The sequence below is a fragment of the Achromobacter deleyi genome, from assembly GCF_013116765.2.
GTDB lineage: Bacteria > Pseudomonadota > Gammaproteobacteria > Burkholderiales > Burkholderiaceae_B > Achromobacter > Achromobacter deleyi_A.
The window spans coordinates 1,125,415-1,143,179 of sequence record NZ_CP074375.1 but is presented as its reverse complement, the minus strand read 5'-3'; the positions used below and the strand labels follow the sequence as shown (position 1 = coordinate 1,143,179).

Sequence of the window (17,765 nt, the reverse complement as noted above, 5' to 3'; positions counted from 1 at the left end):
TCCAGTGTCAGGCCGCGGCGCCTTCGGGCGCGCGGGCCAGGAATTCCATGGCGGACTGCAGCCCGCCCGGTCGATGCGGAACGCCGGCCGCGGCCAGCCCCATCTCCACGCCGGCCAGCGTGCCGCATAGCGTCAGATCGTTGAAGTGTCCCAGGTGACCGATGCGAAAGACCCGGTCGGTCAGCTTGCCCAGGCCCTGCCCCAGCGACATGTCGAAACGGTCCAGAATGATCTTGCGCAGCGCGTCGGCGCCGTGCCCTGCGGGCATCAGCACGGCGGTCAGCGCCGGGCTGTGGGCGGCGGGATCCAGGCTCAGCAATTCCAGCCCCCAGGCGGCCACGGCAAGGCGCGTGGCGCGCGCATGGCGTTCGTGGCGCGCGAACACCCGCGGCAGGCCTTCGGCCTGCAGCATGGCCAGCGCTTCATGCAGGCCATACAGAAGATTGGTCGACGGCGTATAGGGGAAATAGCCCTTGGCGTTGGGGCCCAGCATCTCGCGCCAGTCCCAGTACGACCGCGGCAGGCGCGCCGTCTCGGAGGCGGCCAGGGCGCGCTCGCTGAGCGCGTTGAACGACAGGCCCGGCGGCAGCATCAGGCCTTTTTGCGAGCCCGCCACCGTTACGTCCACGCCCCATTCGTCATGGCGGTAGTCGATGGAGCCCAGCGAGGAAATCGTGTCCACCATCAGCAGCGCGGGATGCGCGGCGCGGTCGATCGCAGCGCGCACGGCGGCGATGTCGCTGGTGACGCCGGTGGAGGTCTCGTTATGGACCACGCACACCGCCTTGATGCGGTGCTGCGCGTCTTCGGCCAGGCGCGCGCCGATCCCGGCGGCGTCCACCGGGCGGCGCCAGTCGCCTTCCAGGAAATCCACTTCCAGGCCCAGGCGCCCCGCCAGCTTGCGCCAGAGGCTGGCGAAATGTCCGGTTTCCACCATCAGCACGCGGTCGCCCGGCGACAGCGTGTTGACCAGCGCCGCTTCCCAGGCGCCGGTGCCCGAGGCCGGAAAGATCACCACCGGCGCCTCGGTCTGGAACACCTGCCTGACGCCCGCCAGCACCGCCAGCCCCAGCGCCCCGAACTCCGGGCCACGGTGATCGATGGTGGGCAGGTCGATGGCGCGCAGCACCCGGTCGGGCACGTTGGTAGGTCCGGGAATCTGCAGGAAATGCCGGCCGGACAGGTGTGTGTTCAGGGAAAGCATGCGTAGCCCCACAGTGACATTTTTGTATACCAACGAGGAATGCGCGGCAGATGGATAGCGTATGCCGGGCATGCGGACTTGCGGCATGCGTCACTCTATCCCATTGTTTTTACGTCGATAACCTAGGGTATACACCCATCATTCAAGCCCGAAAGACAGGTTTATAGTCTCGCAAAACACGGGGAATTTTTGTATACCAATGAGCAGCGATCCTAGCCTGATGCCGGATCTCGCCGCGGCCGACGCCGCGGCCGATCCCGCGCCGCTGCCGGTGGCACGCGCCGCCGGCAACGGCCGCACGCTGGCGGGCACGGTCGCCGGGCAGCTGCGCGAACGCATCATCCAGGGGGAATTCCCGCCCGGTTCGCGCCTGAACGAACGCACGCTCTGCGACCTGTTGGGCGTGTCCCGCACCCCGCTGCGCGAGGCCTTCCGCGTGCTGGCCGCCGAAGGGCTGGTGCAGATCGAGCCCAATCGCGGCGCGCAAGTGGTGGCGTTGTCGGAAGCAAACATCCGCGAGGCCTTCGAGGTCATCGGCGGCCTGGAGGCCATGTCCTGCCGGCTGGCCTGCGAGCGCGCGTCCGATGTGGAAATCGCCGAGATCCGCGCGCTGACCTACGAAATGATGGCCAGCCATGCCCGCCATGACCTGCCCACCTACTACCGCACGAACCGCGAGATCCACGAACGGATCAGCCTGGCCGCGCATAACAGCCTGCTCAAGCAGCTTTACGACGCGCAGAACGCGCGCATCCAGAACCTGCGCTTTGTCTCCAACGAGAACCGCCAGAAGTGGGATCTGGCGATGCGCGAACACATAGAAATGGCCGAGGCCCTGGACGCGCGCGACGCGGACCGGCTCGCAGCCATCATGCGGCAGCACCTGCAGCGCAAATGCGAAGCGGCGCTAAAAAGCCGGAGCGAGACGATAGATACGCAACACATGTAGTGTCTTCCAGAGGAGCCTTCACCATGGCTGATTGTCGCTTCACACCCGTCTCACCCGCGTTGTCCTCCCGCTGCACCACTCCGCTCAAGGCCCTGGCCGCCGCCCTGCTGGCTTGCGCCACCCTGGCCGTCCAGCCGGCGCTTGCCGGCAAGAAGGACGACACCCTGCGCATGGCCTATGACCAGGCGCCGGAAAGCGTGGACCCCTACTTCAACAACGTCCGCATCGGCGTCATCATCGCCGCCAACGTGTGGGACACCCTGCTCTACCGCGACCCGGTCACCAACGAGTACAAGGGGCAGCTCGCCAAGAGCTGGAAGCAGATCGACGACAAGACCATGGAATTCGAGCTGCGCGAAGGCGTGAAATTCCATAACGGCGAAGCGTTCGACGCGGACTCGGTGGTCTACACGCTGAACTACGTGGCGGACCCGAAGAACAAGGCCGTCACGCAGCAGAACGTGGCCTGGATCGACAAGGTCGAGAAGATCGACAAGTACAAGGTGCGCCTGACGACCAAAGAACCTTTCCCCGGCGCCAAGGAATACCTGTCCACCACGGCCGCGATCCACCCCGCCAAGTATTACCAGGAAGTCGGCCCCAAGGGCATGAATGCCAAGCCGGTGGGCTCGGGCCCGTACAAGGTGGTGGACTACCAGCCCGGCAAGTCGATCACGCTGGAGCGCAACGCCGACTACTTCAAGGACTCGCCCAAGGCGCAGCCCAAGATCGGCAAGGTGGTGATCCGCTTCATCCCCGACCGCCAGACGCAGATGGCCGAGGTCATCTCGGGCGGCGAGGACCTGATCATGAGCGTGCCGAAGGACCAGGCCGAACAGCTCGGCACGATGCCGCAGCTGCAGATGATCGCAGGCAACACCATGCGCATCGTCTTCATGCAGATGAACATCCAGGAAGGCACGCCGGCGCCGCAGCTCAAGGATGAGCGGGTGCGCAAGGCCATCATCCACGCGATCGACCGCGACGCCATGCTGAAGAACATCGTGGGCGAAGGCGGCGGGCTCATCAACACCATCTGCACGCCGTCGCAAGCCGGTTGCACGCAGGAAGGCGCGCCCACCTACAAATACGACCCGGCGCTGTCCAAGAAACTGCTGGCCGAAGCCGGCTACCCCAACGGCTTCGACATCGACATCGTGGCCTATCGCGAACGCAACCAGACCGAAGCCATCATCAACTACCTGCAGGCGGTGGGCATCCGCGCCAAGCTGAACTTCCTGCAATACGCCGCCATGCGCGACATGATCCGCGGCAACAAGGCGGCGCTCACCCACCAGACCTGGGCCTCCAACCTGGTCAACGACGTATCGGCTTCCACGCCCGTGTATTTTGCCTTCGGCAACGACGACGTCACCCGCGATCCGCAGGTGCGCGACCTGCTCGGCAAGGGCGACCACACCATCGAAAGCGGCCCGCGCAACGCGGCCTACAAGCAGGCGCTGGACCTGATCGCGCAGAAGGCCTATGCGGTGCCCCTGTGGACGCTGCCCGCCTATTACGTCGCCACCAAGGACGTGAACTTCAAGCCCTACTCGGACGAGCTGGTGCGCTTCTGGGACATGAGCTGGAAGTAAGGCGTGGTTCGCGCGGGGCCGGCATCGCGCCGGCCCCGCGTTGCTGAACATAGAGGAAGTCCTATGCTTTATTTCACGATCAGGCGCCTGGGCCTGGCGGCGCTGGTGGCGCTGACCGTTTCGGTCCTGGCATTCCTGCTACTGCACCTGTCCGGCGATCCGGCGCTGGCCCTGGCCGGCGAAGGCGCGCGGCAGGCCGACATCGACATGATCCGCAAGACCTACGGGCTGGACCGGCCGCTGGCCGTGCAGTATGCCGACTGGCTCTGGCACATCCTGCAGGGCGATTTCGGCACCTCCGTGTACTTCAAGACCGAGGCCGGACCGCTGATCCTGTCCAAGCTCGCGACCACCCTGCAGCTGGGCATGGGCGCGCTGGCCTTCGCGCTGGCCATTTCCATTCCGCTGGGCGTGCTGGCCGCGATCTACAAGGGCAGCTTCATCGACCGCCTCTGCCTGGCCGTCGCGGTGCTGGGCCAGGCCCTGCCGAACTTCTTCTTCGCGCTGATCCTGATCATGCTGTTCTCGATCTCGCTGCGCATCCTGCCGGTGTCCGGCAGCGGCACCTGGCAGCACTTCGTCATGCCCGCCATCGCGCTGGGCTACTACGTGGCGCCGGCCTTCATGCGGCTGATCCGCGCCGGCATGATCGAGGTGCTGGGCGCCGACTACATCCGCACCGCGCGGGCCAAGGGCCTGCCGGCGCGCACGATCATCTTCAAGCACGCGCTGCGCAACGCCATCGTGCCGGTGGTGGCGCTGGCCGCGGTGCAGCTGGGCTACCTGCTGGGCGGCTCGGTCGTGATCGAAACCATTTTCGCGCTGGACGGGCTGGGCTACCTGGCCTACCAGAGCATCACGTACAAGGACTATCCGGTGATGCAGCTCATCGTGCTGCTGCTGTCGGTGCTGTACGTGCTGCTGACGCTCGCCGCCGATATCGCCAACGCGTGGCTCGACCCGCGCATCCGGGTGTCCTGACATGACCACGCCTACGCTCACCCCGTCCATTCCCGGCGCGCCCGCCCCGGCGCCGCTCGAACTCTCCCCCGCCACGCTGCGCTGGCGCCGCCTGCGGCGCAACAAGGCGCTGCTGGCGGGCGGCGGCATCCTGCTGGTGATCGTGCTGATCGCGCTGTTCGCGCCCTGGATCTCGCCGCACGACCCGTATTTCCAGGACCTGGCCTACCGCACCGCGCCTCCCGTCTGGTACGCGAAAGGCACCTGGCTGCATCCGCTGGGCACCGACCAGCTGGGACGCGACTACCTGTCGCGCCTGTTCTACGGCGCGAGGATCTCGCTGCTGATCGGCATCAGCGTGGCGCTGATCTCCGGCCTGATCGGCACCGCCATGGGCATGGCCGCCGGTTACTTCGGCGGCAAGGTCGACATGGCCGTGTCGTTCCTGATCACCACCCGCCTGTCCATGCCCGTCATCCTGGTGGCGCTGGCCACCGTGGCCATCGTGGGCGGTTCGCTGTGGGTCGTGATCCTGGTGCTGGGCCTGCTCAAGTGGGACCGCTACGCCGTGGTGATGCGCAGCGCCACCCAACAGGTGCGCTCGCTGGAATACGTGGCCGCGGCCCAGGCCGCGGGGGCCTCCACCTGGCGCATCGTCTGGGGCGAGGTCCTGCCCAACGTGGTGCCGCAGCTTATCGTCATCGCCACCCTGGAAGCCGCCAGCGCCATCCTGCTGGAAGCCTCGCTGTCCTTCCTGGGCCTGGGCGTGCAGCCGCCGCTGCCGTCGTGGGGCCTGATGATCTCGGAGGCCAAGGCCTACATGTTCTTCTCGTTCTGGCTGATCGCCATTCCGGGATCGGCGCTGGCGCTGCTGATCTTCGCGATCAACCTGGCCGGCGACGGACTGCATCAACTCCTGACGCCTGAAGAGAGGGCCTGAGCATGAACGCCACGGATATCGTCCTGGACGTACAGGGACTGACAGTCGACATCGCCACGCCGCGCGGCGCCCTGCACGCCGTGCGCGACGTGTCATTCCAGGTCAGGCGCGGCGAAACGCTGTGCCTGGTGGGGGAATCGGGCTGCGGCAAGTCCATGACCTCGCTGGCCATCATGGGCCTCCTGCCCAAGGCGGCCCAGCGCAGCACCCGCCGGCTGGCGGTGCTGGGCGAAGACCTCTCCAAGGCCCGCGGACGGCGCATCAACGCCCTGCGCGGCAGCAAGATGGCGATGATCTTCCAGGAACCGATGACGGCGCTGAACCCCGCCTACGCCATCGGCGAACAACTGACGGAGCACTACATCCACCACCGCAACGCCAGCAGGCAGCAGGCGCGCGACCGCGCGGTGGAACTGCTGGAGAAAGTCGGCATTGCCTCGGCCGGCCAGCGGCTGACGCAATACCCGCACCAGTTGTCGGGCGGCCTGCGCCAACGGGTGATGATCGCCATGGCGCTCATGTGCGGCCCCGAGCTGCTGATCGCCGACGAGCCCAGCACCGCGCTGGACGTCACGATCCAGGCGCAGATCCTGCGACTGCTGGCCGACCTGCAGGCCGAGCTGGGCATCGCCATGGTGCTGATCACGCATGACCTGGGCGTAGTCGCCCGCATCGCGCGGCAGGTGGCCGTGATGTACGCGGGCCAGATCGTCGAGGAAGGCCCCGTGGCCGATATCTTCGCCACGCCGCGCCACCCCTATACGCAGGGACTGCTGGGCTGTATCCCCGTGCCGGGGCGCACCGCGCCCGGCGAGCATCTCGGCACCATACCCGGCGTGGTCCCTTCCCTGGTGGGCGACCTGCGCGGCTGCGCCTTCAGCGACCGCTGCGCCTACGTGCAGCCGGAATGCCGGCAGGCCGTGCCCGTCCATGGCCAGCCGCCCGGCCAGCGATGGCGCTGCATCCGCGGCGCGGGAGTCCCGGCATGAGCGCGCTCCTGCAAGCCGACGCCGTCAGCCGGCAATTCTCCATCCGCTCGGGCATGTTCCGTCCGCGCACCACGCTGCACGCCGTCAACGGCGTGGACCTGTCGGTGGATCGCGGCGCGGTGCTGGGCATCGTGGGCGAATCGGGCTGCGGCAAGTCCACCCTGGCGCGCATGCTGCTGGGCCTGACCCCGCCCACCGAAGGCGCCATCCGGCTGGACGGGCAGGACATCCGCCAGATGGACCGGCGCGCGCTGGCGCGGCGGGTGCAGCCGATTTTCCAGGACCCGTATTCGTCGCTGAACCCGCGCCGCTCCATCGCGTCCATCGTGTCGCTGCCGCTGGAGGTGCACGGCATCGCCAACCCCAAGCTGCACAAGGCCATCGAAATGCTGGAGCGCGTGGGCCTGCCGCCGCGGCTGGCCCACAATACGCCGGGCCAGCTGTCCGGCGGCCAGCGGCAGCGCGTGGCGATCGCGCGGGCGCTGGTGATGAATCCCGAGATCGTCATCTGCGACGAGCCTACCTCCGCGCTGGACGTCTCGGTTCAGGCCCAGATCATGAACCTGCTGATGGATCTGCGCCGCGAGTTCAACCTGACCTATGTCTTCATCAGCCACAACCTGGCGGTGGTGGAGCACATCGCCACCCATGTGTCGGTGATGTACCTGGGCCGGGTGGTCGAATCGGCGCCTACCGCCCGGCTGTTCCACGACCCGCGCCATCCCTATACGCAGGCGCTGCTGGCGTCGGTGCTGACGCCGGAACCCGGCCTGGGCATCCCCGACATGGGGCTGGGGCTGTCGTTTCCCGATCCCCTGCACCCGCCGCCCGGCTGCCCGTTCCATCCGCGCTGCCAGCACGCCATGGCGCAATGCAAGACCGAACGGCCCGCGCTGGCCCTGCGTGAACAAGCCGTGGTGGCCTGCCACCTCTACCCGCCCGCCCCCTCTACTTCCAATGGAGCCCGACAGCCATGACCCGCGCACTTGCCATCGCCCAAGCGGAACAGTGTTTTGATTCAGGCGCCTTCCGCGCCCTGCTGGCGCGCCGCCTGGCGCTGCCCACGGAAAGCCAGAACCCCGAGCGCGCCGCCGAACTGGCCGCCTACCTGGAAGCCGAGATCCGGCCCGCCTTCGAAGCCTTGGGCTTCACCTGCCGCACGCTGACGCATCCCAAGGCGCTGGCGCCCTTCCTGTACGCCGAACGGATCGAGGACGCCTCGCTGCCCACCGTCCTGGGCTATGGCCATGGCGACGTCATCCGCGGGCTGGAGCGGGAATGGAAGGAAGGCTTGTCGCCCTGGGCGCTGACCGAGTCCGAAGGCCGCTGGTATGGCCGCGGCATCGCGGACAACAAGGGCCAGCACACCATCAACATGGAAGCGCTGCGGCTGGTGCTGGAAACGCGCGGCAGGCTGGGCTTCAACGCCAAGTACCTGATCGAAATGGGCGAGGAAACCGGCTCCATGGGACTGCGCGAGCTGTGCGCGGAACACCGCGAGCTGCTGTCGGCCGACCTGCTGATCGCCTCGGACGGCCCCCGGCTGAGCGCCAGCCGTCCCACCGTGTTCCTGGGCGCGCGCGGCAGCCTGAACTTCGACCTGAGCATCGAGGCGCGCGCCGGCGGCCATCATTCCGGCAACTGGGGCGGCCTGATCTCCAACCCCGGCATCCAGCTGGCCCATGCCATTTCCACCCTGGTATCGCCCACCGGTCAGATCCGCATCCCGGAATGGGTGCCCGCCGAATTGCCGGACGCCGTGCGGCGCGCCCTGGCGGACTGCGAGGTGGACGGCGGTGCGGACGGCCCCGACATCGAGCCGGACTGGGGCGAGCCGGGCCTGTCTCCCGCCGAGCGCGTGTTCGGCTGGTGTTCGTTCGAAGTGCTGGCCTACAAGACCGGCAACCCGGACACGCCCGTCAACGCCATCCCGCCGCGGGCCTGGGCGCGCTGCCAGCTGCGTTTCGTGGTGGGAGTGGACCCCGACGACCTCATTCCGGCCTTGCGCCGGCACCTGGACCGCCAGGGCTTTCCCATGGTCAAGATCGCGCTTACTCGCGAGTCCATGTTCCGCGCCACCCGCATCGATCCTGACGACGCCTGGGTGCGATGGACCGTGGCCTCGCTGGAGCGCACCTCCGGCGAGAAGACCGCGCTGCTGCCCAACCTGGGCGGCTCCCTGCCCAACGACATCTTCACCGACGTGCTGGGCCTGCGCACGATCTGGGTGCCGCATTCCTATCCGGGCTGCTCGCAGCATGCGCCCAACGAGCACCTGCCCCCGGAACTGATGCGCCAGGGGCTGTGCCTGATGACGGGGCTGTACTGGGACCTGGGCGCGGGCGACACGCCGGCGACCGGAAGTCCCGGCTGACCGGGCAGGCGCGAACCGCTACGTACGCGGCGTATCCGGGTCGGCCTCCTCGCGCGCCTCGAGTTCGTTGCCCAATACCTCGGCGGGGTCCTCTGCGCCGGCTTCCGGTTTCAGGCGGCGGCGCGTGTGTCCCGCGGCGCGGGCACCCTCGCCCTCGTCGGGACGTTCGGTCTGCAAGGCCACATTGGCCGGCGGCGCGTAGCCGCGCTTGTCCTGCCCGAAGTACACGACCGTGTGCGGATACGGCAGCTCGATGCCGGCGGCGTCGAAGTGCTTCTTCAACAGCCGGTTGTAGCCGCGCTGCACCGCCCATTGCATGCCCGGCGTGGTCTTGATGAGGATCCGGATGGTCACGCCCTTGTCGTTGACCGCCGTGACCCCGGCCACCGTCATTTCTTCCAGGATCTCGGGCCCCAGCACCGTATCGGTCATGAGTTCGGCGAAGGCGGCGCGCAGATGCTCGATGGCATCGTCCACGCTTTCGCGGTGCGCGATGGTGTATTCGCCCAGGTGGTACGAGAAGTCGCGCATGTGGTTTGCGACCACGTCCACCGACGAGAACGGCACCAGGTGATAGCCTCCGTCCAGCGTGCGGATACCCACCGAACGTATCGTCATTTTCTCCACCGTGCCGAACACGCCCGCGACCTGCACCACGTCGTTCTCGTTCATGCCGTTCTCAAGCTGGATGAAGACCCCGGTGATGATGTCCTGCACCAGCTTCTGCGCCCCGAAGCCGATGGCCAGGCCCACCACGCCGGCGCCGGCGATCAGCGGCCCCACGTCGATGCCGATCTGCGACAGCAGCACCATCGCCGTCATCGTCACGATGACGATCAGCGCGGCATTGCGGAACAGCGCCAGCAAGGTGCGCTCGCGCGCGGTGGGCATGCCCCGCTCTTCGCTCTGGCTGAGGCGGTGCTCGATGATGCTGGCGATCACGGTCCAGGCCAGCGTCGCGATGAGCAGCACGATGACGATGTTCAGCACCATCCTGATGGCGGCGCCGCCGGCATCCGAGGCCAGCCAGCGCGACATGTCGAAGGCGCGCCACGCGTCGAGGATCAGCAGGATCATGACAACCCGGATGATCCAGCCGACCAGTTTCAGGGTGGCCGGCACATAGGCGTTGACTCGCGCCTCCAGCAACGGCAAGCGCCGCCGCAGGTCTTCCGACAAGCGGACGGGCTTGGTCAGCATGGCGTTCAGCAGCAGGATCAGCAGGCTGCCCACCCCGATGACCAGCAGGGTCTGGGCCGTGGCGAGGGCCATGAAGGGCAAGGCGTTTATCGGGTCAACCTGGCTGACCACCAGCAGAATGGTGAAGTAGCCGATGCCCAGCACGTGCCACACGCGCGACAGGAAGCGCAGCCGCGAGCCCACGAAAGTAGCCGCGCCGGCCGCGCGGCGGTCCAGGCGTTCGCGCACCGACTGGCGGTTCTGCCAGATGACGCGCACGGCATATACATACACAGCCAGCATGATGACCATGCTGGCCAGCCGGCCCAGCGCGGGCGACAAGGACGCCGATATCACGGGACCGATCAGCAGCGTGCCGTAGCCAGCCGCCGCGGCCACGCGCAGCAGCCATGCGTTCCAGTACCTGGCCAGCTCGTCGGACATGGGCAGGAGGCGCAGGTGGGGATGGCGCACGGCGAATACCGTGCGGATCAGCACCTTGACGATCTCCACCGCCAGGAAGGCCTGCAGGAACACCGCGGCCAGCGAGTCCAGCGTGCCGCGCCCGGGCGTGCTCCACAGGGCCGCCGCGCCGCCCGCCATGGCGGCAAGCAGCACGACGCCCGCATCGATGGCCAGCGCCCCCAAGATGGCCCCCGCGCGCCGATACAGCACGCGCATGGGCGCGGGCACACCGCGCTTGGGCGGCGCCGCGGGTTCGCAGCTCTGCTCCGCCACCCAGTGGTCGATACGCGTGTAGATGCGCATGGCGATCATGCGCAGCAGGATGAAGGCAATGATGGTGGCCACGGCGGCCAGCGCCAGGGGCAGCAAGGCCTTGCCAGCGGTCCCGCTGTCCATCCGCAGGCTGCCTCCCGAGGCCAGCGCGCGCATATCGTCCACGCCCTGCCCCATGTCGGCGGCCACGCCGGTCAGGAAACGCTGCACGCCATCGGCCATGCGTTCCTGCAGGCCGGGCTCGGCCGCCTGGGCCGCCGCACGCGACGGGGCAGGCTTGGCCCCGGCCTCCTGGGCGCGCAACGCGTCCACCAGGGCCTTGCGGACTTCGGGATTGTCCAGCAGGTCGGCCAGCGCGGCCGGGCTCAGCGCGGGGGATGCAGCCGCCGGCTCCTGCGGTTTCAGCGGGAACGCGGCCATGGCCGGGGCTTGCCAGACGAACGACAGGCAACTCAGCATCGCCGCCAGCAGCAGGACAGCCAGCCAGGGTCTCTCCCGCCTGCGCCGCCAGGGACCGGCGGGATGATTGCGGAGCAGGACGGAAATGGATGCTGTCGTTGCTGATCGAACCACTAATGAATCTCCTTTGTGATCCAGGAAAAAAGGCGGTGCGCGATCACGGACGCAACGCCGCTGCTGAACACATGATAAAGCCCCATGGAATCCGGCGCGCCAACCCCGGGGGAGGATTCCCGATCCGCCCCCGGTGCTATATCGCCGGAAGAAATAAACATGGCTCGAACAAATCGTTGGCCGGCGCACCGCGAGCGATTAGAGTCCAACGCCGCCAAGCAAGCGCACGGCGCATTCCGCCCGCGCGCCACAACCACGAGTCCGCTCCATGTCTTTCCGATTCCAAGCTGCACGCCGCAATACCCTGCTTGCCCTCGCACTGGCCGTCGCCGGCATGGGCGCCGCCCAGGCCGAACAGCGCGTCATCCGCATCGTCGTGCCCTATGGCACCGGCGCGGTCCAGGACACGATCGCCCGCGCCATCGGCGATGAACTGGGCAAGGCCCTCAATGCCTCCATCGTGATCGAGAACCGCGCCGGCGCCGGCGGCACGGTGGGCACGGCCCAGGTCGCCCGCTCCCAGCCGGACGGCAATACGCTGGTGCTGGCCGCGGCCAGCCACCACATCGCCGGGTACCTGTACAAGAACCTGAACTACGACCCCTACAAGGATTTCACCGGCGTCGCCTACATCGGCAACACCGGCTACATCATCCTGGCGTCCGCCTCGCTGAACGCGAAGAACACCGCCGAATTCATCCAGGCGGTCAAGGCCAGGCCCGGCGCGTACGACTACGCCTCGGCCGGCAACGGCAGCGCGTCCCACCTGGGCATGGCCTCGTTCCTGACCGCCGCGGGCGCGCAGATGCAGCACATCCCCATGAAGTCCACCGGCGACGCCGTGACCGAACTGCTGGCGGGCCGCGTCCAGGCCGTGACCGCCGCCACCATCGGCGTGACGGCCTACCGCAACGATCCGCGCGTGACGTTCCTGGCCTACACGGGCAAGACCCGCTCGCGCTTTGCCCCCGACCTGCCCACCGTCGCCGAAAGCGGCCTGCCGGGCTACGCCTTCGACTCCTGGCTGGGCCTGCTGGCGCCGGCCGGCATCGCCCCCGCCGACCGCGACCAGATCAACGCCGCCGTCAACAAGGTGCTGGCCGACCCCAAGGTGCAGGCGCGCCTGGCCTCGCTGGGCGTCGAAGCCGAAGCCAGGTCGGCCGCGCAATTCCAGGATCTGCTGAAGGCAGACTGGGAAGCCGCCGGCAAGGTGGTCGCGGCGTCCGGCGCGCGTGTGGAGTAAAAATAGCCAGCGACCAAAGATCGGACTTCTGCCTGCCGTCAGTGGCTTCTTTCACTGAGGACAGGCAGAAATACGCGAAGGACGGAACTTACTGCAGCGGCAAGATCAGGAAGCGCCGCCTTCGCCGCTTATACACAGAGGCTTCCAAAGCGCTGTTGTCGTGCGCGGATCGATCAATCAGCTTTGCCAGCTTGCCCAGCGAGTTGACCTTGTGCACCTCCGCCAGATGTTGGAGACGCCGAATCTCCCCGGCCATGCAGGCCCGGTGTGCGTCCCGCAGCAGCCCATTGGCCTGCCACAGCCGCAGGTTCTCCGGATGAATCAAGGCCAGCAGACTTTCCATCTTGCCGATCTTTTCCTGCAAATGCAGCAGAGCGTCCGCCTCGGTCCGCACGCCATACCGTTTCCAGGCCGGCTCATGATGAAACAGCCGATTGCGGAAGTCTCGCAGCGTAGCGACCAGATCCCGAACATGGGCCAGTACCACACCCGCCTGATGCGACGGCCACGTGCCCCTGAACACTGACGAGAGATGCCTGGGCCAGATCAGTCCACGGCCCATGAATTCGGCATCCAGCAAGAACTCCCAGGTCGAGAACTCCGTCCTGGCGATCACCCCATGATGATGGAGCGTCACATTACCGCGCGCCGCATGCCGGCGCCGCTGCTCTGCGGCATGGCTGCGGGTGGCCTTGGCGAAATTGTCGCGCACGGCCTTTACCGTGTACGGAACATCCACATCCGGTGCAAAGGAGCGGTAGCGCAGCTTGGCTCCCGCCCACCAGAATCGTCCCAGGTCAGCGATCAGTGCCTGATCAATGGCGTTGCGCAGCGTGATCTCCACCGCGCCAAGCAAGGGGTACAGTGCTCCACAAACGCGGGCATTCCACAAGTAGACGCCCATCAGCTCCACATCGTTTCGGGGATGGAAGACGCTCCGGTAGCTGTTGATGCGCTCGTTGCTGATAAGCGCATCAATAAGGACGGGCCGGTACTGCAATGTTCTTGGCATGTAGCTGAATCTCGGACGGCCGGTACTGCCACGGCGTTGACGGTGGCGGTTCCGGGGACATAGAATCGCTACAAGGTTGGTGATGGCTTCCAATGGGCGCAAGCCTACGACCCATCATGTAAGACCTGATACCCACCCCGGCCTGGAGCCGGGGCTTTTATTTTCAGGCTCGGACCTGAATGACTCGATGAACCAAAAAAAAGCCCCTGTCAGGGGGCTTGTCGTTGTCGTATGCCGTCGAGCAGCAGCCGGGTGATGAATTCCGCCAGGGCCTGTTGCCGCGCGGCGTCCGGGGCCTGGCGCGTGAACCGCTCGATGATGCCCATGAGCGATTGCGCGAACCATTCCGCGGAGGTCTCTGGCCTGAAGAAGCCCGCCTGCTGCTCGGCGCGGACGTTGTCGGCGATCATCGCCACCAGCTCGTCCTTCAGGGCTTCGGCGGCGTCAACCTGGAAGAAGCCGATGCGCGTGAGATTGGGATCTTCCTGCAGGATGGCAAGCAGCCCCTCGACGCCCAGGCGGATGCGGTCCGCCAGTTCGGATTCCTTCAGGTCGGCGGGCAGGCGCGCCTGGCTGATGGCCTGGCGCAAGCGTTGGGCGAACATGCCCACCAGTTCGTCGTAGGCCGCCTGCTTGCTGGAGAAGTACTGATAGAAAACAGGCTGGGTCACGCCGGCCCGGGCGACGATGTCGCTGATCCGGGTGTGCTGAAATCCGCGTTCCGCGAACTCCGCGGCTGCGACCTCCAAAAGCTGTAACCGTGTGCGTTCACCCTTGGTGAGACGCTTGTCTTGCGATGATGAAGTTAGTGCCGTAATCATCGCGAGAAAATACTACCGATCCACGGTTTTCGCCACTGTTTCCAGGGCCAATTTGCTACGGTTGGGCACGCCGCTCCGGTGCTGCAGCCCGAGGTCCCTTGAAAACCTACGCCGCCCTGAAATCAGTTGAAATCCCCGTAGCGGTTGAGACAACTTATTGCGGCGACGGAGCAGTAAAGTAATGTTGTCGCCCCGGGGTCAATGCAATGTGCCGGCCCCGGGCGGCCAAGGAGCAAGATCATGAAGCGGTTTACAGTCCGGGTGGCCATTGCGGCGCTGGCGCTGGCGGTTGCCGGCGCGCCGGCGATGGCTGGCGGGCGTGGCGGGTGGGGCGGCGGACACGGCGGCCATGGCGGCGGATACCATCATTATCATGGCGGCGGCGGAGGGAGTTCCGACGGCTGGTGGATAGGCGGTGCCTTTGCGCTGGCCACGGTGGGCCTGTTGCTGGCGGCGAATTCCGGTCCATCCTATGTGCAGACCGGGGTGTATTCGTCGGGCGTGGGCTACACCAGCCCGCCCCTCTACACCGCGCCGGTGTACGGCGCGCCGGTATATCAGGCGGTCCCGGTCTACGAAGCGCCGCCCGTGGCCTACGCGGCGCCTGCACCGCAATACGCGCCTGTGCAGTACGAACCCGCGCCCCCCGTCAATGCCGCCCAGGCCAGCGCCACCACGGATTGCCAGCGTTGGGCCATGAACCAGAGCGGCTACGACCCCGCCACCATCTCCCAATGGACCACCCAGATCATGGTGGACACCTACAACCGCTCGCTGGATTCCTGCATGACCAGCCGCGGCTACCACGCCAACTGACCCCGCAATCGCGGGTATTCCCGATTGCCTCCACGCGCCGGCCTGCACACACTGCATGCCGGCGCGCCGCATTGGCCCGCCACGATAACGCCGGCCCTGATGCCCGGCTTCAAGGGAAAACCATGTTCAAGTTCAAGCGGATCGCCGGGCTGTGCGCCGTCAGCGCCGCATGCGCATTTTCTGCCGCGGTCCATGCCCAGGCCGACGCCAAGGCGCAAGCCATGACCATCGTCGTGCCCTATGGCGCAGGTGGAATCGTTGACAACACGGCGCGCGCGTTCGCGCAGAAGCTGGCGGTGGAACTGGGCCGCCCCGTCGTGGTTGAAAACCGTGGCGGCGCGGGCGGCATGATAGGCATGAACACCGTGGCCCGGGCCCACGACGAGAACACCCTGGCCTTCACCGCCGTCAGCCCGGTCACGCTGTCACCCCATGTGATGAAGACCCTGTACGACCCCCTGAAGGACCTGGCGCCGGTGGCGTCCGTCATGTATTCGCCGGTGTATCTGGTGGGCGGGCCGAAGTTCACGGGCAAGACCTTCAAGGACATGCTGGACCAGGCCAAGGCGGATCCCAACGGGCTGTCGCTGGCGACCGCCGGCGTGGGGTCGCTCGGGCATCTGATGCTGGAGCAGATCAACGGCCAGGCCGATGTGCGCATCACGCACGTGCCCTACAAGGGCATGGCGCAAATGGTGCCCGACGCCCTGGGCGGCCAGTTCACGCTGATGCTGGTCAACGCTTCGGGACCGGTCAACACGCTGATCGACGAGGGCAAGCTCAAGCTGCTGGCGGTGGGTTCCCCGGCGCGCCTGCCTGGCCGGCCCGACGCGCCCACGCTGGCCGAACTGGGCTACCCCATGGCCAACATGACGTCCACCTTCGGCTTCTTCGCACCGGCCAGCACCAGCCCCGCCTTCCGCGTGCGGATGAACGCCGTCATCAACAAGGTGGCCGCCACGCCCGACATCGGCAAGCCGCTGACCGACGCCCTGAACATCCTGTCTCCCGGCACGGTTGAACAGTTCACCGCCCAGGTGCAGAAGGAATACGCCGACAACGGCAAGATCGTGAAACAGGCGAATATCCGCAGCGAATAAGCGCCACGCGCTGGCGCGGCGGGCGGCTCAGCGCCGCCAGCCGCGCCAGGCGTACAGCAGGCCGACGATCAGCAGCACGCCTGCCGGCAACACCCAGACAAATCCCGACTCCGTGTAGACCACCTGGTCGACGGGGTCGTAGTAGCGGCCCAGTTCATTGAAATCCCACTTCAGGTACTGCGCATACCAGGCGTAGAAGAAAAACGCCGACAAGGCCAGGCTGGCCGCCGCCGACAAGCGCGCCAGGACCCGGCCGCGTCCGGCGCGGGCCGCGGCTTTCCAGATCAGCACTCCGCATCCCGCCACGCCCAGCAGCACCAGCCAATCGCCCAGATCAGCGCCCATGGGTGGCCTCCAGCGTCGCCAGGCAAGCGCCGGCCTCGGCCCATTGCTTTTCGCTGAAGACCTGCAGCCCCGCGCGGCGCAGCAATTCCGCGGTCACGCCCACGCCGGGCTGGCGGCGTCCGGCGAAATGGCCGTCGTACACATAGCCACTGCCGCAAGAGGGGCTGCCCTCCTTCAGCACGGCCACGCGGATGGCGCGTGCCTGCGCCGCCGCCAGCGCCTGGCGGGCGCCGTGCACGAACGGCGCCGTGACATCCTCGCCCGTCACCGCCACCACGCGCGCCTGGCCGGCCAGCACCGCGGCCGCATCCGTGCCGGGCTGGATCTCGGCCGGCGGCCGCGGTATCGGCATGCCCCCCGCCACCTCCGGACAGACGGCCACCACCCGGCCCTCGTCCAGCCAGCGAACGAGCACGGCATCGCCATTGGGCACGCCGCGCCCGTCGTAGCGCACGGGGTTGCCCAACAGACAGGAGCTGACCAAAACGTATTGCATGGGAGGGATGTCCGGCAAGAAGGCGGGGCGGGCAACGCGCGCCGCAAGACCCGCATCCAAAGCGTGGAATCATAGAACACCCGGCCGGATGGCTCCCCGACAGGGGCGGCGCTTCAGGCCGCGCCAGGCCCCTGCGCCTGTATCCAGGCGCGCAGCGCCGGGTCGCGCACCTGCAAGACCTCGAACAGGCCCAGCGCCCGCAAGGCAGGCAAGGCTTCCCGGATATCCCTGCGCGCGGCGGCCACCGCGTCCGCCGACGCCCGAGGGTCGCAGCAGACCCGCGCGTTGGCGAGGAACGCCCCCACCGTCCCCTTGCGCACTGCCACGCCGTTGAAGTTTCCCTGATCCATGCCGTCCGGCAAGACGTCCCGTGCTCGCATGCTCTGCTCCTGGTTGGTGGACACAAGCGTTACGATAGGCGCGTCCTGCCG

17 protein-coding genes are annotated in these 17,765 nt (G+C 67.2%); 10 read left to right on the top strand and 7 right to left on the bottom strand.

Annotated elements, in window-relative coordinates:
- Positions 1-7: 7 nt before the first annotated feature.
- Positions 8-1,204 carry a pyridoxal-phosphate-dependent aminotransferase family protein gene (locus HLG70_RS05240; RefSeq protein WP_171663618.1) on the bottom strand — a complete coding sequence of 399 codons (1,197 nt, stop codon included), beginning with the start codon at positions 1,202-1,204 and terminating at the stop codon, positions 8-10.
- Positions 1,205-1,403: 199 nt separating this feature from the next.
- On the opposite strand from HLG70_RS05240, the gene HLG70_RS05235 reads away from it, so the two are divergent.
- From HLG70_RS05235 to HLG70_RS05205, 7 genes are all read left to right on the top strand, one after another.
- On the top strand, positions 1,404-2,153 hold the full coding sequence (locus tag HLG70_RS05235) for a GntR family transcriptional regulator (RefSeq protein ID WP_171663619.1): 750 nt from the start codon (positions 1,404-1,406) through the stop codon (positions 2,151-2,153).
- Between the two features lie 23 nt (positions 2,154-2,176).
- On the top strand, positions 2,177-3,748 hold the full coding sequence (locus HLG70_RS05230; RefSeq protein WP_171663620.1) for an ABC transporter substrate-binding protein: 1,572 nt from the start codon (positions 2,177-2,179) through the stop codon (positions 3,746-3,748).
- Between the two features lie 63 nt (positions 3,749-3,811).
- A complete protein-coding gene (locus HLG70_RS05225) occupies positions 3,812-4,729 on the top strand; it encodes an ABC transporter permease (RefSeq protein ID WP_171663621.1) in 918 nt (305 codons plus the stop codon).
- Position 4,730: 1 nt separating this feature from the next.
- Positions 4,731-5,648: an ABC transporter permease gene (locus tag HLG70_RS05220; protein WP_171663622.1), complete on the top strand. Its 918-nt coding sequence runs from the start codon at positions 4,731-4,733 to the stop codon at positions 5,646-5,648.
- Between the two features lie 2 nt (positions 5,649-5,650).
- Positions 5,651-6,637, top strand: coding sequence for an ABC transporter ATP-binding protein (locus HLG70_RS05215; protein ID WP_171663623.1), 987 nt, complete (start codon positions 5,651-5,653; stop codon positions 6,635-6,637).
- Positions 6,634-7,614 (top strand): ABC transporter ATP-binding protein, encoded by a 981-nt coding sequence (locus HLG70_RS05210; protein ID WP_171663624.1) that lies wholly within the window; start codon positions 6,634-6,636, stop codon positions 7,612-7,614. The genes HLG70_RS05215 and HLG70_RS05210 overlap by 4 nt, the downstream gene beginning before the upstream one ends.
- Positions 7,611-9,011, top strand: a complete 1,401-nt coding sequence (locus tag HLG70_RS05205) for a M20 family metallopeptidase (RefSeq protein ID WP_171663625.1) — start codon at positions 7,611-7,613, stop codon at positions 9,009-9,011. Before HLG70_RS05210 ends, HLG70_RS05205 begins: the two co-directional genes overlap by 4 nt.
- An 18-nt stretch (positions 9,012-9,029) precedes the next feature.
- Here the strand turns inward: HLG70_RS05205 and HLG70_RS05200 are convergent, their stop codons facing one another.
- On the bottom strand, positions 9,030-11,348 hold the full coding sequence (locus HLG70_RS05200; protein ID WP_419144807.1) for a mechanosensitive ion channel domain-containing protein: 2,319 nt from the start codon (positions 11,346-11,348) through the stop codon (positions 9,030-9,032).
- A 421-nt stretch (positions 11,349-11,769) separates the two neighbouring features.
- Here HLG70_RS05200 and HLG70_RS05195 point away from each other — a divergent pair, with 421 nt between their 5' ends.
- Positions 11,770-12,744: a tripartite tricarboxylate transporter substrate-binding protein gene (locus HLG70_RS05195; RefSeq protein WP_171663626.1), complete on the top strand. Its 975-nt coding sequence runs from the start codon at positions 11,770-11,772 to the stop codon at positions 12,742-12,744.
- A gap of 88 nt (positions 12,745-12,832) precedes the next feature.
- Here HLG70_RS05195 and HLG70_RS05190 read toward each other — a convergent pair whose 3' ends face one another.
- Complete coding sequence (locus HLG70_RS05190) at positions 12,833-13,756, bottom strand: CAAX protease (protein ID WP_171663627.1); 924 nt, start codon at positions 13,754-13,756, stop codon at positions 12,833-12,835.
- A gap of 209 nt (positions 13,757-13,965) precedes the next feature.
- On the bottom strand, positions 13,966-14,577 hold the full coding sequence (locus HLG70_RS05185) for a TetR/AcrR family transcriptional regulator (protein ID WP_171663628.1): 612 nt from the start codon (positions 14,575-14,577) through the stop codon (positions 13,966-13,968).
- 240 nt (positions 14,578-14,817) lie between these two features.
- Between HLG70_RS05185 and HLG70_RS05180 the strand changes: the two genes are divergently transcribed.
- Positions 14,818-15,393 (top strand): hypothetical protein, encoded by a 576-nt coding sequence (locus HLG70_RS05180; protein WP_171663629.1) that lies wholly within the window; start codon positions 14,818-14,820, stop codon positions 15,391-15,393.
- Between the two features lie 122 nt (positions 15,394-15,515).
- Positions 15,516-16,493 (top strand): Bug family tripartite tricarboxylate transporter substrate binding protein, encoded by a 978-nt coding sequence (locus tag HLG70_RS05175; protein ID WP_171663630.1) that lies wholly within the window; start codon positions 15,516-15,518, stop codon positions 16,491-16,493.
- 27 nt (positions 16,494-16,520) lie between these two features.
- Here the strand turns inward: HLG70_RS05175 and HLG70_RS05170 are convergent, their stop codons facing one another.
- The 3 genes from HLG70_RS05170 to HLG70_RS05160 form a co-directional block, all read right to left on the bottom strand.
- A complete protein-coding gene (locus HLG70_RS05170; RefSeq protein ID WP_171663631.1) occupies positions 16,521-16,838 on the bottom strand; it encodes a hypothetical protein in 318 nt (105 codons plus the stop codon).
- Positions 16,828-17,334: a DUF523 domain-containing protein gene (locus HLG70_RS05165; RefSeq protein WP_171663632.1), complete on the bottom strand. Its 507-nt coding sequence runs from the start codon at positions 17,332-17,334 to the stop codon at positions 16,828-16,830. Before HLG70_RS05165 ends, HLG70_RS05170 begins: the two co-directional genes overlap by 11 nt.
- A 113-nt stretch (positions 17,335-17,447) precedes the next feature.
- Positions 17,448-17,714 (bottom strand): hypothetical protein, encoded by a 267-nt coding sequence (locus HLG70_RS05160; protein WP_171663633.1) that lies wholly within the window; start codon positions 17,712-17,714, stop codon positions 17,448-17,450.
- Positions 17,715-17,765: the final 51 nt, after the last annotated feature.

Bases quoted from the DNA above. Each gene is read 5' to 3' on its own strand.
- HLG70_RS05230 (WP_171663620.1), top strand. From the start codon at position 2,177: ATGGCTGATTGTCGCTTCACACCCGTCTCACCCGCGTTGTCCTCCCGC.
- HLG70_RS05240 (WP_171663618.1), bottom strand. From the start codon at position 1,204: ATGCTTTCCCTGAACACACACCTGTCCGGCCGGCATTTCCTGCAGATT.
- HLG70_RS05210 (WP_171663624.1), top strand. From the start codon at position 6,634: ATGAGCGCGCTCCTGCAAGCCGACGCCGTCAGCCGGCAATTCTCCATC.
- HLG70_RS05215 (WP_171663623.1), top strand. From the start codon at position 5,651: ATGAACGCCACGGATATCGTCCTGGACGTACAGGGACTGACAGTCGAC.
- HLG70_RS05160 (WP_171663633.1), bottom strand. From the start codon at position 17,714: ATGCGAGCACGGGACGTCTTGCCGGACGGCATGGATCAGGGAAACTTC.
- HLG70_RS05165 (WP_171663632.1), bottom strand. From the start codon at position 17,334: ATGCAATACGTTTTGGTCAGCTCCTGTCTGTTGGGCAACCCCGTGCGC.
- HLG70_RS05195 (WP_171663626.1), top strand. From the start codon at position 11,770: ATGTCTTTCCGATTCCAAGCTGCACGCCGCAATACCCTGCTTGCCCTC.
- HLG70_RS05225 (WP_171663621.1), top strand. From the start codon at position 3,812: ATGCTTTATTTCACGATCAGGCGCCTGGGCCTGGCGGCGCTGGTGGCG.
- HLG70_RS05180 (WP_171663629.1), top strand. From the start codon at position 14,818: ATGAAGCGGTTTACAGTCCGGGTGGCCATTGCGGCGCTGGCGCTGGCG.
- HLG70_RS05235 (WP_171663619.1), top strand. From the start codon at position 1,404: ATGAGCAGCGATCCTAGCCTGATGCCGGATCTCGCCGCGGCCGACGCC.
- HLG70_RS05205 (WP_171663625.1), top strand. From the start codon at position 7,611: ATGACCCGCGCACTTGCCATCGCCCAAGCGGAACAGTGTTTTGATTCA.
- HLG70_RS05190 (WP_171663627.1), bottom strand. From the start codon at position 13,756: ATGCCAAGAACATTGCAGTACCGGCCCGTCCTTATTGATGCGCTTATC.
- HLG70_RS05170 (WP_171663631.1), bottom strand. From the start codon at position 16,838: ATGGGCGCTGATCTGGGCGATTGGCTGGTGCTGCTGGGCGTGGCGGGA.
- HLG70_RS05200 (WP_419144807.1), bottom strand. From the start codon at position 11,348: ATGGCCGCGTTCCCGCTGAAACCGCAGGAGCCGGCGGCTGCATCCCCC.
- HLG70_RS05175 (WP_171663630.1), top strand. From the start codon at position 15,516: ATGTTCAAGTTCAAGCGGATCGCCGGGCTGTGCGCCGTCAGCGCCGCA.
- HLG70_RS05185 (WP_171663628.1), bottom strand. From the start codon at position 14,577: ATGATTACGGCACTAACTTCATCATCGCAAGACAAGCGTCTCACCAAG.
- HLG70_RS05220 (WP_171663622.1), top strand. From the start codon at position 4,731: ATGACCACGCCTACGCTCACCCCGTCCATTCCCGGCGCGCCCGCCCCG.